Source organism: Skermanella sp. TT6 (genome assembly GCF_016653635.2).
Lineage (GTDB): Bacteria > Pseudomonadota > Alphaproteobacteria > Azospirillales > Azospirillaceae > Skermanella > Skermanella cutis.
The window spans coordinates 930267-945589 of sequence record NZ_CP067420.1; the positions used below are offsets into that span (position 1 = coordinate 930267).

At 69.4% G+C, this 15323-nt stretch carries 12 protein-coding genes; 3 read left to right on the forward strand and 9 right to left on the reverse strand.

The genetic code is table 11. The annotated features are described in order from the left end of the window. Window positions 1-22: 22 nt before the first annotated feature. The 3 genes from IGS68_RS04360 to IGS68_RS04370 are packed head-to-tail and all read right to left on the reverse strand — an operon-like array spanning window position 23 to window position 2650. Complete coding sequence (locus IGS68_RS04360; RefSeq protein WP_201077620.1) at window positions 23-1390, reverse strand: ATP-binding protein; 1368 nt, start codon at window positions 1388-1390, stop codon at window positions 23-25. A 43-nt stretch (window positions 1391-1433) separates the two neighbouring features. After that, a complete protein-coding gene (locus IGS68_RS04365; RefSeq protein ID WP_201077622.1) occupies window positions 1434-2117 on the reverse strand; it encodes a response regulator in 684 nt (227 codons plus the stop codon). Between the two features lie 26 nt (window positions 2118-2143). Then, entirely contained in the window at window positions 2144-2650 is a 507-nt protein-coding gene (locus IGS68_RS04370; protein WP_158044038.1) for a MarR family winged helix-turn-helix transcriptional regulator, read from the reverse strand. 77 nt (window positions 2651-2727) lie between these two features. On the opposite strand from IGS68_RS04370, the gene IGS68_RS04375 reads away from it, so the two are divergent. Both IGS68_RS04375 and IGS68_RS04380 read left to right on the forward strand, forming a co-directional pair. Further along, window positions 2728-3624 (forward strand): branched-chain amino acid aminotransferase, encoded by an 897-nt coding sequence (locus IGS68_RS04375; RefSeq protein ID WP_201077624.1) that lies wholly within the window; start codon window positions 2728-2730, stop codon window positions 3622-3624. A 361-nt stretch (window positions 3625-3985) separates the two neighbouring features. After that, on the forward strand, window positions 3986-5659 hold the full coding sequence (locus IGS68_RS04380; RefSeq protein WP_201077626.1) for a methyl-accepting chemotaxis protein: 1674 nt from the start codon (window positions 3986-3988) through the stop codon (window positions 5657-5659). Between the two features lie 208 nt (window positions 5660-5867). On the opposite strand, the gene IGS68_RS04385 is transcribed toward IGS68_RS04380, so the two are convergent. Beyond that, a complete protein-coding gene (locus IGS68_RS04385) occupies window positions 5868-6794 on the reverse strand; it encodes a phytanoyl-CoA dioxygenase family protein (RefSeq protein WP_201077628.1) in 927 nt (308 codons plus the stop codon). 535 nt (window positions 6795-7329) lie between these two features. On the opposite strand from IGS68_RS04385, the gene IGS68_RS04390 reads away from it, so the two are divergent. Further along, window positions 7330-7980 (forward strand): terminase small subunit, encoded by a 651-nt coding sequence (locus IGS68_RS04390; RefSeq protein WP_201077630.1) that lies wholly within the window; start codon window positions 7330-7332, stop codon window positions 7978-7980. Between the two features lie 27 nt (window positions 7981-8007). On the opposite strand, the gene IGS68_RS04395 is transcribed toward IGS68_RS04390, so the two are convergent. The 5 genes from IGS68_RS04395 to smc form a co-directional block, all read right to left on the reverse strand. Beyond that, window positions 8008-9318: an OmpP1/FadL family transporter gene (locus IGS68_RS04395; RefSeq protein ID WP_201077632.1), complete on the reverse strand. Its 1311-nt coding sequence runs from the start codon at window positions 9316-9318 to the stop codon at window positions 8008-8010. A 176-nt stretch (window positions 9319-9494) separates the two neighbouring features. Then, window positions 9495-9929 carry a CBS domain-containing protein gene (locus tag IGS68_RS04400; RefSeq protein WP_201077634.1) on the reverse strand — a complete coding sequence of 145 codons (435 nt, stop codon included), beginning with the start codon at window positions 9927-9929 and terminating at the stop codon, window positions 9495-9497. A 165-nt stretch (window positions 9930-10094) separates the two neighbouring features. Further along, on the reverse strand, window positions 10095-10589 hold the full coding sequence (locus tag IGS68_RS04405; RefSeq protein WP_201077635.1) for a hypothetical protein: 495 nt from the start codon (window positions 10587-10589) through the stop codon (window positions 10095-10097). A gap of 15 nt (window positions 10590-10604) precedes the next feature. Further along, window positions 10605-11747 carry an NAD(P)/FAD-dependent oxidoreductase gene (locus IGS68_RS04410; RefSeq protein WP_201077637.1) on the reverse strand — a complete coding sequence of 381 codons (1143 nt, stop codon included), beginning with the start codon at window positions 11745-11747 and terminating at the stop codon, window positions 10605-10607. Window positions 11748-11860: 113 nt separating this feature from the next. Beyond that, complete coding sequence (gene smc, locus IGS68_RS04415; RefSeq protein WP_201077640.1) at window positions 11861-15322, reverse strand: chromosome segregation protein SMC; 3462 nt, start codon at window positions 15320-15322, stop codon at window positions 11861-11863. Between the last annotated feature and the right edge of the window lies 1 nt (window position 15323).

The window sequence follows — 15323 nt, forward strand, 5'->3', positions numbered from 1 at the left end:
GTAGGGCGCCGGCGCCAAGGGGTCAGACCGGCAGCCGCACCACCGCGCGCAGGCCGCCGCGCGGGCTTTCCGCCAGCGTGATGTCGCCGCCATGGCTCCTGATCACGTCGCGGGCGATGGTCAGGCCCAGGCCGACGCCGCCGGTCGACCGGTTGCGCGATTCCTCCAGCCGGAAGAAGGGGCGGAACACGTCCTCGTGGGAACCGGCCGGTATGCCGGGACCGTCGTCGTCCACGGTGATCTCGATCGCGTCGTCGCGCCGCCCGGCCTGGACCCAGACATGGTCGGCGTAGCGCCGGGCGTTGCCGATCAGGTTGGCCAGGCAGCGCTTGACCGAGTTCGGGCGGAGCGGCAGGCTCATCTCGTCCTCCAGGTGGACGTCCACGACGGCCCCGTCCCGGCGCGCGGCGCTGACCGCCTCGTTGATCAGGCGGTTCAGGTCGGTCGGGACCGGCGTCTCGGCGCCCTCGCCGCGGGCGAAGGCCAGGTAGCCCTCGATCATCTGCTCCATCTCGATCACGTCGGTCTTCAGGTCGTCCACGTCGGGCCCGTCGCCGAACAGCTCCAGCTGGAGCTTCATGCGGGTCAGCGGCGTGCGCAGGTCGTGGGAGACGCCGGCCAGCATCTCGGTCCGCTGGCTGATCTGGCGCTGGATGCGTTCGCGCATCACCAGGAAGGCTGCGGCGGCCTGCCGGACCTCGGCGGCTCCCTCCAGCTTGAACCGGGTCACGTCGCGGCCCTTGCCGAAGGCGTCCGCCGCCGCGGCCAGCCGGCGGATCGGCCGGATCTGGTTGCGCATGAAGATGATCGCGATGGCGAACAGCACCATGGCGGCGCCGACCATCCAGAGCAGGAAGATATAGGTCGTGGAGCTGAACAGGCGGCGCTCGGGCGCCATCACCGACAGCACGCCGTCGGCCATCTGCACGCGGATCTCGACCCAGTTGCTGGCGACCCGGGTGTCCACCGTGAAGGGCTTCCGCACGCGCTCGTCCAGCGCCATGCCCAGCGTGCGCTCCAGCAGGCTGCTCAGCTCCTGCCGCCGGTTGGGGATGACCGCCTCCGGCTCGAAGGTGATGATCAGGTCCATGGTGCGCGCCGCCATGGCCAGCGTGTCCGTCCGGTCGGCCATCGAGACGTCGCGTTCCAGCTGCTCGATCACCATGCCGATCTCGCCGGCCACCGCGAAGGCGAGCCGGTTGGTCATGGTCTCCCAGTGCCTGTCGTAGAAGATCCAGGTGGCGACCACCTGGAGCAGGATCACCGGCGTGACGATGATCAGGAGCGACCGCCCGAACAGCGTCTGGGGCAGCATCCGCTTGATCAGCCCGCGCGGCCCGCGCCGGTCGGGACCGTAGCTGCGCGCGGTCAGTTCATGTATCGCCGTCATGGCCCTGCCTCGTGAACCCGGGAATGGGACCCGGCCGGTATAGTCATTCCGGTCTCAGAACATAACCCTCGCCGCGCACGGTGTGGAGATAGCGCGGCAGCCGGGGATCGTCCTCCAGCTTGCTGCGCAGGCGGCTGACCTGGACGTCCACGGTGCGCGCGTTGCCCACGATGCCGGCGCGGTCGGCCAGTTCCTCGCGGGTCAGGATGGCCCCCGGCCGGCCCGCCAGGACCCTCAGCAGGGCCGCCTCCGCGCTGGTCAGGCGCACCGTCTCGTCGCCGGCCCGCAGCTCCTCCCGGTCGGGCACGAAGGTCCACCTGCCGATCCGCAGGTCGGCCATGGGCTCGACCGGGCGCGGCACCCGGCGCAGGATCGAGGTGATGCGCAGGACGAGCTCGCGCGGCTCGAAGGGCTTGCTCATGTAGTCGTCGGCGCCGGCTTCCAGCCCGGCGATGCGGTCGTCCAGCTCGCCCCGCGCGGTCAGCAGCAGGATCGGCACCTGGCTCTCCCGCCGCAGGCTCTCGGTCAGGTCGAGGCCGCTCTCGCCCGGCATCATGACGTCCAGCACGATCAGGTCGAAGGCGAGGCTGCCCAGCTTGGCCCGGGCGTCGGCCGCGTGCTGCGCGGTGGTGACCATGAAGCCGTTCTTCACCAGGTACTTGCGCAGCACCTCCCGCAGCCTCAGGTCGTCGTCGACCACCAGGATATGGGGCATCTCCTCGGTCATGGCGGCATCCTGTCAGCGTTGTCCGGTCAGCGTTTGGGGGGCGGGCGGTCCATCCTGGCGGTGAATTTCGGGCGGTCCTCGTCGTCGATGATGCCCAGCATCACCTCGCGGAAGCCCTCCACCGCGACGGCGCCGGCCTTGCGGTAGGCCTTGGCGATCCGCTGGCGCTGGCTCTCGGACAGCTGGCGCTCCAGCTCGACGCCCTTCTCGGTCAGCTCCAGCAGCCGCTGGCGGCGGTCGCGCACCCCGGGGCGCTGCGTCACGAAGCCCAGCCGGACCAGCTCGCTCAGCACCCTGGACAGGCTCTGCTTCGTTATGCGCAGAATCGATAGCAGCTCTGTAACGGTGATCGCGGGGTTCCGCCCGATGAAGTAGATGACCCGGTGGTGGGCACGCCCGAGGCCGATTTTGCCAAGGATTGCATCGGGTTCGGCGGTGAAGTCGCGGTAGGCGTAGAACAGCAGCTCCATGCCCTGGCGCAATTCCTCCTCGCGCAGGAAGAGGGGGTTCACCCCGGTTTTTACGTCAGCCATGTTGACACAAGTGCAATCCGAATGTTACGTGTTACCCGCCATGCCGAGACATAATCTAACAATGAAAGTGCTTTGTGATGTCCATGCTTCCCTTCGATGACCGCGAGGGCCAGATCTGGTTCGATGGCGAACTGATCCCGTGGCGCGACGCCAAGGTCCATGTGCTGACCCACGGCCTGCACTATGCAAGCTGTGTATTCGAAGGTGAGCGGGTTTACAACGGTTCCGTCTTCAAGCTGACGGAACATTCCGAACGGCTCGCCAAGTCCGCGGAGGTGCTGGGCTTTTCGCTGCCCTACACCGTGGAGGAGATCGACGCGGCGACCCGGCTCGTGGTCCAGGCGCAGGGCTACACCGACGCCTATGTCCGGCCGGTCGCGTGGCGGGGCAGCGAGATGATGGGCGTCTCCGCCCAGCAGAACACCATCCATGTCGCGATCGCCTGCTGGGAGTGGCCGAGCTACTTCTCGCCGGAAGCGCGGATGGCCGGCATCAAGCTGCAGACCAGCAAGTGGGCGCGCCCCGCTCCCAACACCGCGCCGACCAGCAGCAAGGCCGCCGGCCTCTACATGATCTGCACCATGAGCAAGCACGCCGCCGAGAACGAAGGCTTCCACGACGCGCTGATGCTGGACTACCGCGGCCGCGTGGCCGAGGCGACCGGCGCCAACTTCTTCATGGCGGTGGACGGCAAGTTGCACACCCCGACCCCGGACTGCTTCCTGGACGGCATCACCCGCCGCACGGTGATCGACCTCGCCAAGCGGCGCGGCATCGAGGTGGTCGAGCGCGCGATCATGCCGGACGAGTTGAAGACGGCCGACGAGATCTTCCTGACCGGCACCGCCGCCGAGGTGACCCCGGTCGGCCAGATCGACGACCTGAAGTTCACGCCGGGCCAGATGTGCAAGACGCTGATGACCGACTACGACACCCTGGTGCGCGGCGCCACCGCGGCGGCGGCGGCGGAGTAATCTCTCCGGCCCAGTCACGGGACGCCCGGGGGCGGCGGAAGTTCAGGCTTCCGCCGCCCTTTCGCTTTGCTCGGGGGCGGCTTCCGTCCGGCCGTTCCAGGCGATCCGATGTAGTGATGCGATCCTCTTCTTGCCTTGGCTGTATCCGTCGGATGCGAACATTATGCTGATGTGGCATTACGAAAATTACATAGACTTATAAGTTTTGTCATGAGCTCTGCGACATCTTGTTCGGACACAATCCCGAACTTCCGACTATTCTGGTGTCGGGATGCCGCCGCCGGTTCGCCAGCTGCATCGTGGCGCTCCCTGGGTGCGCAACCCGTGGAAGTCGGCTTTGGGGTTTTAAGGAGGGTTCGTGATGGGAGGGCGTGAGGAGCAAGGCTCGGGGCCGGGCAGGAGCAGGTTTTCGCTCAGGAGCATCAACCAGAAAGTCATCCTGTCCGTGGCGCTGCTGCTGATCGGCGGGCTCGGCGGGCTCGTCGCCTATCAGAGCTACACGTCGCGCGTCCTGGCGCTCAGCACCTTCGACGACAGCAACGCCATCCTCACGGCGACCTTGGGCGACAACATGTCCAGCGCGGTGAAATATGCGCGGACCGAGGCGCTCGCCAACTCCTACAAGGAGATCGCGCAGAACCCGCGCGCCGGGCTGGACGGGGTGATGGTGCAGACCGCCGACGGCAAGCTCCTCAACGAGTTCGCGCAGCCCGGCTTCGACAAGGCCCTGCTCCAGGCCTTCGTCGAGTCCCACAAGCTGCCGGCCGACAGCAACATCGTCACGGACGCGACCGACGACCACACCTACATGATCATCCCCGTCGCGTTCGGCGCCCAGCGCGAGCGGATCGGCACGCTGGCGGTGGCCTGGAGCCGCGCCGCGGTGATGAAGGCGATCGCGGACGACACCATGGCGTCGGCCCTGATCTCCATCGGGATCGTGGCGGCGCTCGTGGCCGCGCTCTACCTGCTGCTGCGACTCGTCGTGATCCGCCCGACCGGGGTCATCTCCGAAGCCATGGCGAAGATCACCCGCGGCGACCTGGATTTCGAGCTGGACCTGGTCCGGCGCGGCGACGAGATCGGCACCATGGCGCGGGCCGTCGGGGTCTTCCGCGAGAACGCGCTCAAGGTCCTCGACTTCGCCCGCGAGCAGGACCGCCTGAAGGCGGAGGCCGAGCAGAAGCGGGTCGAGCTGGTCGGCAGCATGGCCAACGACTTCGATCGCAAGATGGCCACCGTGCTCGACACCGTGTCGCGGTCGGCGGAGGAGATGGCCTCCTTCGCCCGCGCCATGTCGGAGAAGATGAACGAGGCCGAGCGCGGCACCGCGGAGATCACCCGGGCCACCGACAACACCATCTCCAACGTCGGCAACATCGCCGCGGCGACGGAGGAACTGTCCGCCACCACCAGCGAGATCGCCCAGCGGATCAACGAGAGCGTGGACGTCGCCCGCAAGACCGCCACCGCCGCCGACCAGACCAGCCGGACCATCGCCGACCTCGCCGCCCAGGCGCTCAAGATCGGCGACATCGTCCAGCTCATCAACGACATCGCGGGCAAGACCAACCTGCTGGCGCTGAACGCCACCATCGAGGCGGCGCGCGCCGGAGAGGCCGGCCGGGGCTTCGCCGTCGTCGCGTCGGAGGTCAAGGCCCTGGCCAGCCAGACCGCCCAGGCGACCGACGAGATCACCCACCAGATCATGGGGGTCCAGCAGGTCACCAACCGCGCCGTGGAGGAAATCCGCACGATCTCGGCCGTCGCCGACGGCGCGCGGGAGATCGCCTCGGGCATCGCCGCCGCCGTGGAGGAGCAGAACATCACCACCCAGGACATCTCGCAGGCTGCCGCCCACGCCGCCAACGGCACCCAGGCGGTCGCCAGCAACATCAACGTGGTGACGCTGGGGGTGGTCGATGCCAGCCAGACGACCCGCCAATTGCTGGAGGCGAGCCAGGAGGTGACGAAGCAGTTCGACTACCTGCGTGCCCAGGTCAAGCAGTTCCTCAACGACATGCGCGCCGCGTAGAGATGTGCCCGATCAGGTTGAACCGCTCCGTTCCTCTCGCCGCACCGTGTTGCGCCATGGGCGCAACCTACGGCTCGATGCAGGGCGGAAGTGATGCGGGCCGGCGATCGTAGGTTGCGCCCATGGCGCAACGCATCGGTTCGGCTGCCCCGGGGCGGATGGACCTGATCGGGTACCGCTCTAGCCGCGGCGCGCCTCATCCCCCGTCTCAGCGCCCGCCTCGACCGATGACCCGGTGCAAGGTGCTCGACAGGGCGTTCTTGATCCTCCGCTGCGCCCTGTTGGACCAGCGCTGCTCATAGGCACGCTTGCGCTCCAGCCGCGCGGTCGGCTTGTCCAGGTTCCAGGGATAATCGACCGCCACCACCGGCTCCGGCTTCTGCACGGCGAACAGCAGCGAATAGACCTTGCGGGGCTGGCTCGACAGATTCGGCCCGGCATAGTGAAGCGTGCGGCTGTGATGGATCGAGACGGAGCCCTTTCGCATCGGGACCGTCACGGCCTTGTCCAGATCGACCCCGACCGCCTCCAGGCCCTCGATCCGCTTGTCGTCGCGGTAGTTGCGGTGCGTCAGCATCGGCCCGGTGTGGCTCTGCGGGACGAAGGTCAGGCAGCCGTTCTCCTCGTCCACGTCCTGCAGGGGCAGCCAGATCGTGATGTTCTCCACATGGCTCCCGGCCCGGTGGAACGCCTGGTCCTGGTGCCAGGGGGTGGCGGATTCGGGGTGCGGCGGCTTGCTGATCGCGTGGTCGAACGAGAAGCGGGCATCGGCGCCGAGCAGGGCCTTCGCGACCGCCTCGGCATTGGCCCAGAACACCGTTCGCAGAAGTTCCGGCGCGTACTTGGCGGGGTGGAGCAGTTGGGGCAGCTTGAACTCGTCGCCCTGGTCAAGCCCCGCGATGTCGTAGAAGTCGCCCTCCTTCCAACCGGCACGGGTCCGGAACAATCTCTGGAAGGAACGATCGATCTCGTCGACCTGGGCCACGTCGATGAAGTCGGGGATCGTCAGGTACCCTTCCTTCCAGAAAGTGTCGATCTGATGCTTGCTGAGCGCCACCCGGGGCTGGCGCTTCACCAGGTTCCAGCGCATGTCGAATGGGAGCGTCTTATCGAGAACCACGTCGAGGACGGTCAATTCGATCTCCGAACGATACTAATTACAGTTGATCCGATGCCGTTATCTTCCACGCTGAGGTAATGAAAATCATTCCGGAAGTTGTTCTAATCCGAGGTCGCGGCGCAGGAACCCCCGGACACGCCGCCCTGGGCGCAAAGGTCGCGCCGGCCGGGTAGGCAAATCGGATTGCGACAGGGATCCGTCCGATCCATCACCTTCTCCGGTTGGTATCCCATTGGAGGTCGGACCAACGCCGGTCGGGCGGAGGACTTCACCGATGCGCGTCGAGGAGGAATGAGCCGGAAACTCGGGCCGCATGTCTCGTGCCGCCGGTGACCGGCTCGTGGCTTTCGGCGGAGCAGGGGGCCGTAGGTCGGTTTCGGCCAAAGGCCGACGCCGGCACTCCCGCGAGTGGACGAACACTACCGTGCAGGAACTCCAAGGATTTCCCCGTTCCCTGAACTCCGTTCCGTCCGATCGTATTTGTTCTTGTTTTGTTCATAAGATCCCGATAAATTTAGACATCCTCCGCTTCCGCTCAAGGTCCGCCGCCATGCAACCAGCCCCCCCTTCCTCATCCACCCCGGTGATCCGCCTGACCGCCCGCCAGGAGGCGTTCTGCCAAGCCATGGCCGAGAATGTCGGCGGGGCGGAGGCGGCCCGGCGGGCGGGGTATTCGCCGAACGGGGCGAAGCAGCGCGGAGCCTTCCTGATGACCCGGCCGGAGATCCGCATCCGGGTCGATCAACTCCGCGCCGCCCGCAACGGCAGCCACCAGTCCGACCTGGAGGAGGCGGCGGAGACCGTCAAGACCATCATCGCCGAGGCCATGGACAGGAAGTCGCTGTCGCTCGCCCTGCGCGCGGTCGAATTGCGGCTCAAGCTGCGCGGCGTGATCCGGGACAAGCGGATTCCCCACCACTATGTCAGCGACGCCCCGCATCCCGACGCCGACCTGGAGCAGCTGGATTTCGACCCGGCCGAGGATGACGACGCCCCCGCTGCCGAGATGCCGGCCGAGGCCCCGGAAGAGGCCGCGTCAGAGGCCCCGGCCGAAACAGTGACCTCCGATAGTGACCCTGCGCCGGCCCCCGCCGGCGCCGGGCGGCCGACGTCGGCAAACCCCACGCAAAAGCCCTTCCGCCACCGCGAGCGGGGCGGCGGCCCGGGCCGCGAAGGGCACCGGGACCGCCGCGCCGCTTAAACAGGCCCCGCCGCGCCCCGCAGCACCTCAGAACTTGTAGCGCAGCGACGCCGCGATGATGTCGACGCTGCCCTCGCTCACGGCGCGGGTGTTGGTGGACAGGGCCGCGACGGCGCCGGGCTGGGTGGTGTTGATGTCGGCGTCGTCGATGATGATGTGGGTATAGGCCACGTCCACGACGAAGCTCTCCGACAGGGCGTAGGAGGCGCCGGCGCTCAGCCAGTAGCGGTCGGCGTCCGGCGTCCGGGTCGAGCGGAAATTGTCCACCGTCGGGGTCTCGTCGTACTGGAAGCCGCCGCGGACCGTCCACGCATCGTTGATCTGGTACTGGGCGCCGACGGCCAGCGAGAAGGTGTCCTCGTAGTTCTGGCCGACGACCTGGTCGGGCAGTCCTGGGCGCTTGACGCGGATCTCCTCGAAGTTGCTCCAGCCGTACCAGTTGTACTCCGCCATCAGCGTCAGCTTCGGGGTCAGTTCGTGGACGACGCCGACCGCGATGATGTCGGGCAGGTTGAGGTCGGCGGTGCCGGAAGAGGTGTTGAACGTGGTGCCGGCCCGGCTCAGCTGCACGTCGCCGTCAAGCGTGTGCTCGATCTGGGACCGGTAATGGATGCCGATCCGCGTGGTCGGGATCGGTTCGAACAGCACACCCACATTGTAGCCGAAGGTCCAGTCGTCGCCCTCCACCTTGGAGATGATGTCCGGGCCGGTCCCGGTGAACACCGCGTTGGTCAGCTTGGCGTCGGCATACTGGATGTCGATGCCGCCGCCGATCGAGATCCAGTCGTTCACCCGGTACGCGACGCTGGGTGCGATGTTGAGGGTCAGCAGGTCCGTCTCGATCGAGTCGTAGCGGCCGAACCAGTTCGCATCGTACTTGTTGGCGAGGCCGAACGGGGCGGAGACGCCCAGGCCCACCCACAGGTCCCGGTCCATCAGCGGATAGGCGAAATAAGCGTTCGGCACCGGCGTCGGGTCATAGGGATTGCCGCCGTCGTTGCCGACGATCGGGCGGGTCAGCGCCCCGGCGGGAGTCTGGACGGTCGCGGTCGAGCCGCGGTTCTCCAGGTCGGCGCGCGGGATCAGCAGGTGGACGCCGGCGGTCGCCTCGGGCCCTTCCAGCCGGGTCATCCCGGCGGGGTTGAAGAAGATGGTGCTGGCGTCCTCGCTGATCGCGGACTCGCCGGCGAAAGCGCGGCCCAGCCCGGTGACGCTCTGCTCCTTGATGTAGAAGCCGGCGGCCTGGACGGCCTGGGTGCCGGCGAGCAGGGCGATCGCCGAGGTGGCGGCCAGGATCGACGCCGTCGCACGTCCCGGGAAGCGCTTGATGGGGTTCATTGGGTGTCTTCTCCCGATTGATTCTTTCTTCCGCGGATCGTTGATCTTTCCCGCGGATATGGGAGAAAGGGGTACTAACAGTTTACGTAAACGTCAAGCTCCCCGTGCAAGGAGGGAGACGAAGCGCCCGCAGGTGTGGCGCTTCGCCTACACTGGCCCGACACGGCGGGCCGGCGTCACCCCTGTCCGGTCACGTAGCCGCGCAGGGTCTCCACCTCGAGTTCGGTCTCGTCCAGCCGCTGCTTGACCACGTCGCCGATGCTGATCATGCCCAGCAGCTTGCCGTCCTCGACCACGGGAAGGTGGCGGAAGCGCCGGGTGGTCATGACGGTCATGATCTCGGCGATGGTATCGGAGGGGGAGCACTGCTGCACGTTGCGGGTCATGACCTCATCGACCCGCCGGTTCAGCGTGTCGGCGCCGAACCTGGTCAGGGCGCGTATGATGTCGCGTTCGGAGATGATGCCGCGGATGCCCTCGTTGTCGTCCATCACCAGGACGGCACCGATCCGGTTCTCGGTCAGCAGGTTCGCGGCCTCTCCGATGGTTCGCTCGGGCGCGATGGAGACGACGCTGGAGCCCTTGCGCTTGATGACGGCTGCGACATGCATGGAACCTGCTCCTCCTTGTCAGGGCGGCCCGTGGGCAAGATGCGGGCGGGCCGCCATCGTTGGTCTTGTCATTCGACGGGCCATGATACGTCCATTCCCGGGGCGCCGTGCAAGCCGGAGTTGTCGCTCCTCTCTTTATTGTCGCCAGCCCTCATCACCCGGCCCTCATCGCCCAGCCGGCGTCGCCGGGGCGGCAACCTGGGCCAGGCAGTTCTCGATGATGGTCTGGCACTGGGCCAACTGGCTGCCGCCGACGCCCTCCGGACCGCCATAGACGATCCGCTCGACGACGCCGTCGCGGAGCGTGAATGTCGCGTTGCAGCTGAAGCTGCGGAAATCGTAGGTCGGCGCGAAGGAGCCGTAATAGGGAAAGCCGTAACCATAGCCGTGATAGGGATAGCGGCCATATCCAAGGAGCGGCGAATAGCTCTGGTAGACCACCGTGCGATTGCTGGAGTAGGTGAAATATTCCAGGTTGCCGACCTCGGCCATTCGTTCCGGGACGCCGGCACAGGACAGCAGCGTCTCCTTGGGCATGCCCACGAAGGCGGTCTGGGCGAACAGCGCCTCGTCCGCGCGCGGATTGGCGCAGGACGCCAGTGCCCCGGCGCAGAGCGCCAGCAGGGCGAAGCGCAGGGAGACCGTTGCAGGGGAGATCATGGCTCGCTTCCTTCTTCAGGGCGCCCGCAACCGCTCCGGCGCCAGATCCGTGGCCTTCACGCCGAGGGCGGCGAGATCCTCCGGCACCCGCCCGTCGGCCAGCAGCCCGGCGGCGGTCCGCGCCATTCCAGGCGCCGTCTGGATGCCGTAGCCGCCCTGGCCGGCCAGCCAGAAGAATCCTTCCGCCTCCGGGTCGGGACCCACCACCGGACTCTTGTCCGGGGCGAAGGTGCGAAGCCCGGCCCAGCGGTGGCCGATCCGCCGGACCTTGAACAGGCACGCCCGCTCGATCCGGTCAACCGTCAGGGCAACGTCGAGTTCCTCCGGCTGGACGTCGCAAGGCTCGACCGGCGTCTCGTCGGCCGGCGAGCCCAGGAGCCGGCCGCCCTCGGGTTTGAAATAGAACGTTTCGTCCACGTCGCAAACCATCGGCCAGCGGGGCAGGCCGGCCTCGTCCGGGATCGGCGTGGGATCGAAGGTGATCGCCGTCCGGCGTTTCGGCACCAGGCCGACCGGGGCCAGCCCCGCCATCCCGGCGACCGCGTCGGCCCAGGCCCCGGCGGCGTTGACGATCCAGGGGGCCTCGAAGGCTCCGGCGCGGGTCTCCGCCCGCCAGGTCCCGTCCCGGCGGCTCAGTCCCGTCAGCTCCGCGTCGGTCACGACCTCGCCGCCCCGGGCGCGCAGCCCGCGCAGATAGCCCTGGTGGATCGCGTGGACGTCCATGTCCATGGCGTCCGGCTCCCACACCGCGCCCGCGACATAGTCCGGCCGAAGCATCGGGGCGAGCGCCAGGGTCGCCTCGCGGTCCAGCAATTCCACCGACGGCGTCAGGACGCTGCCGGTGCGGAAGGCGCCGTCCAGGCCGTCCCTCTGGTCGTCCCGCCCGACCAGCACCACGCCGCGCGGGGTCAGCACCGGATGCGCGGCGAAGCCCGAAGCCACGGCGGCGTCGTAGAAGGGGCGGCTGCCGACGGTCAGCGCCCGGATCGCCGCGTTGCCGTAGGTCTCGGTATAGAGGGCGGCGGAGCGGCCGGTCGAGTGGTAGCCCGGCTGGGCCTCGCGCTCCAGCAGCACGACGCGGCCGCGGGACGAGAGCTCGTAGGCCGCGGAAGCTCCGGCGATGCCGCCGCCGATGATCAGGAAGTCGCAGGAAGTCATGGTGCGCAGTACCGGTCCGCCGTCAATGGTCAGGGATTTCCCACAGTCTATGCCCGGCGGACCGCTTAGTCACATCCCACGGAGGCGGATGGGCACGGAAGAGGCTGGCGGGATCAGGCGGCGCCCCGCAGTTCCTCGGCGCGGCGCAGATCGACGGACACCAGCTGGGAAACGCCGCGCTCGCCCATGGTGACGCCGAACAGCCGGTCCATCCGGGCCATGGTCAGGCGGTGATGAGTGATGATCAGGAAGCGGGTGGCGCCGACGCGGGCCATCTCCTCGACCAGGGTGCAGAAGCGGTCGACGTTGGCCTCGTCCAGGGGCGCGTCCACCTCGTCCAGCACGCAGATCGGCGCCGGGTTGGTCAGGAACACGGCGAACAGCAGCGACAGCGCGGTCAGCGCCTGCTCGCCGCCCGACAGCAGGGACAGCACCTGGAGCCGCTTGCCCGGCGGGCTGGCATAGATCTCCAGCCCGGCGTCCAGCGGGTCCTCCGCCTCGGTCAGCTTCAGGTACGCCTTGCCGCCGCCGAACAGCCGGACGAACATGTCCTGGAAATGCCGGTCCACCGTCTCGAACGAGGCCAGCAGCCGTTCCCGCGCCTCCCTGTTGAGGCTGGAGATGCCCTGGCGCAGGCGGCCGATCGCGGCGACCAGATCGGCGCGCTCGCTCTGCATGCCGGCGATCTGCTGGTCCAGCTCGGCCGCCTCGGCCTCGGCCAGCAGGTTGACGGGTCCCATGTTCTCGCGCTCGCGCGCCAGCTTCTCCAGCCGCGCCTCGATGCCGGCCGGGTCCGGAAGCGGCTCGCCGGGCGGCAGGTCGGCCAGGGCGGCCGTCTGCTCCGGCGCGCATTCCAGCTTCTCGGCGATCCGCTCCCGCACCGCCTCCAGCGTCTGGCGGGCCGAGGCCACGGCGGCTTCCGCCCGCACGCGGGCCTCGCGGGCGTCGCCCAGCCCTGTCTCGGCCTGTTTCAGGCGCTTCTCGGTGGCGGCCAGCGTCGCTTCGGCCTCGTTCAGGGTGTCGGCGGCGCGCTTGCGCACCCGTTCGGCATCGGCGATCCGGGTCGCCAGGTCGGCGCGCTCCGCCTCGATCTCATCGGGCCGGCCGGCCAGCTCCTCAAGCTCGGCCTTCGCGGTCTCGGCGCGCTCCATCAGTTCGGCCAGGCGCTCGTCCGCCCCGTCGGACCGGTTCGTCCAGCCGCGCCGTTCCGCCTCGATCGCGGCGAGGCGCTGGCGCCGGCCCTGGGCCTCGCGCAGGGTGCGGTCCAGCGCGTTCTGCCGGCCGGCCAGATCGGCGCGGGTCTCCGCCAGGGTGGCGCGCAGCTCGGCGACCCGCTCCCGCGCCCGGCCTGATTCGGGCAGCGCGTCCAGGGCGGCCCGCGCCTCGGCGACCTGGCGCTCGGCCTCGCGGCGGTCGGCGTCCAGGCGGTCCACCGCCTCGGCCAGGGCGGTCAGGCGGGAGGCCGCGGCGGCAGCGGCCTGGGCCAGCTTGGCGTGCTGGTCGCGGGTCCGGCCGACCGCGCCGAAGGCGTCCCGCACGGCGTCCCGGCAGCGCCGTTCCTGGGCCGCCGCCTCCGACGCGGCGGTGCGGGCGGCCTCGAACTCCTCCCGCGCGTGGACGGAGGTATCCTCGGCGCTTTCCAGCTCCAGGCGAAGCTCGGCGAGGCGGTTGCGCTGCTTCAGCCGGATCGCGGCCGCCGTCGGCGCTCCCGCCGCGACCGACAGCCCGTCCCAGCGCCAGGACGCGCCGTCGCGCGTGACCAGGATCTGGCCGGGCAGCAGGGTCGGGGCCAGGGCGTTGCCCTCCTCGGCACCCGCGACGACGCCGATATGGTCGAGGCAGCGGGCCAGGGCGGGGGGCGCCTTGACCCGGGAGGCCAGCGGCTCCGCCCCGGCGGGCAGCGGCGCGGTCCGGTCGAGCGCCGGGTGCGCCCGCCAGTGGACCGCCGCCGCCTCGTCCAGCGGTGCCGTCAGGCCGTCGCCCAGCGCCGCGGCGATCGCGACCTCGTAGTCCGGCGCCACGGCGACGGCATCGATCAGCGGCGGGAACAGGTCGCCGGAGCCGGACTCCAGAAGCTCCGACAGCGCCGTCTCCTCCGCCTTCAGCCGGGCGCGGGCGCCATCCGCCGCCTGCAGGGCATCGCGGCTCCGGGCCTGCGCCGCTTCGGCCGCCGCCTTGGCGTGTTCCGCCGCCTCGGCCCGGTCGCGGGCGAGGTCCAGCGCCTCCTCCGCGGCGGCGACGGCTTGCTCCGCCGCCTCGATGTCGGGGCGGGACGCCAGCTCGGCCTCCAGGGCGGCGCGCTGGCGCTGCTGCTCGTCGAGCCGGCGGGTCGCGGTCGCCAGCCGCTGGTCCAGGTCGGCGGACTGCCGCTGAAGGGCGGTGCGCCGGGCATCGTCGGCCGCGGTCCGCTCGGTCAGCGCCGTCAGCTCCCGGTCCAGCGCCTCGACACGCTCGCGGGCCTCCGCCAGGGACTCGCGGGCGGCCTCCTCGACGGCGGCCTCGTCGCCCTGTTCCTCGACCAGGCCGTCCCGCTCGTCGGCGAGGCGGGCCAGCGCCGTCCCGGCGTCCTCCGCCAGCGCCCGCTCGCGCGCCAGGTCGGTCGCGACCTGGGCCAGCCGGCGCTGGTTGGCGGTCCGGGCCTCGGCGACCCGCTTCTCCTCCGCGTCCAGCGCCTCGCGGGCGATCACCAGCCGCTGGAGCGCCTGAGCCGCCTGGGCCTCGGCCTGGCGGAGGCGGGGCAGCCCCTCGGCGTCGGCGGCGCGCCGGGTGGTCTCGGCCGCGACCTCGCCCATGCGGTCGCGCACCAGCACCTCGGCATCGTTGAAGGCGAGCCGCGCCGCCGCTAGCGCCGCCTGGGCCGCGATCCATCTGATGTGGAGCAGCACCGCCTCGGTCCGGCGGACCTGTTCGCTGAGGTTCCGGTAGCGCGAGGCCTGCCGCGCCTGCTTGCGCAGCGTGCCGAGCTGGGCGTCCATGGTGACGATCACGTCGTCCAGGCGCATCAGGTTGGCCTCGGCCGCCTTCAGGCGCAGCTCCGCCTCATGGCGCCGGGAATGCAGCCCGGTGATGCCGGCCGCCTCCTCCAGCAGGACGCGGCGCTCGGTCGGCTTGGCGTTGATGAGGGTGCCGATGCGGCCCTGGCTGACCAATGCCGGGGAATTGGCGCCGCTGGCATTGTCGGCGAACAGCAACTGGACGTCGCGGGCGCGCACCAGCTTGCCGTTGATCCGGTAGTCGGACCCGGAGCCGCGCTCGATCCTGCGCTGGATCTCCAGGTCGTCGAACTCGTTGAAGCCGGCGGGGGCGGTGCGCCGCGAGTTGTCCACCCCCAGCGTCACCTCGGCGATGTTGCGGGCCGGCCGCCTGTCGGTCCCGCCGAAGATGACGTCGTCCATGTCGTCGCCGCGCATCTTCTTGGCCGAGGTCTCGCCCATGACCCAGCGGAGCGCCTCGACCAGGTTGGACTTGCCGCAGCCGTTGGGACCGACGATGCCGGTCATGCCCGGCTCGATCACCAGTTCGGTGGGGTCGACGAACGACTTGAAGCCGGAGATGCGGAGCTTGACGAACTGCACG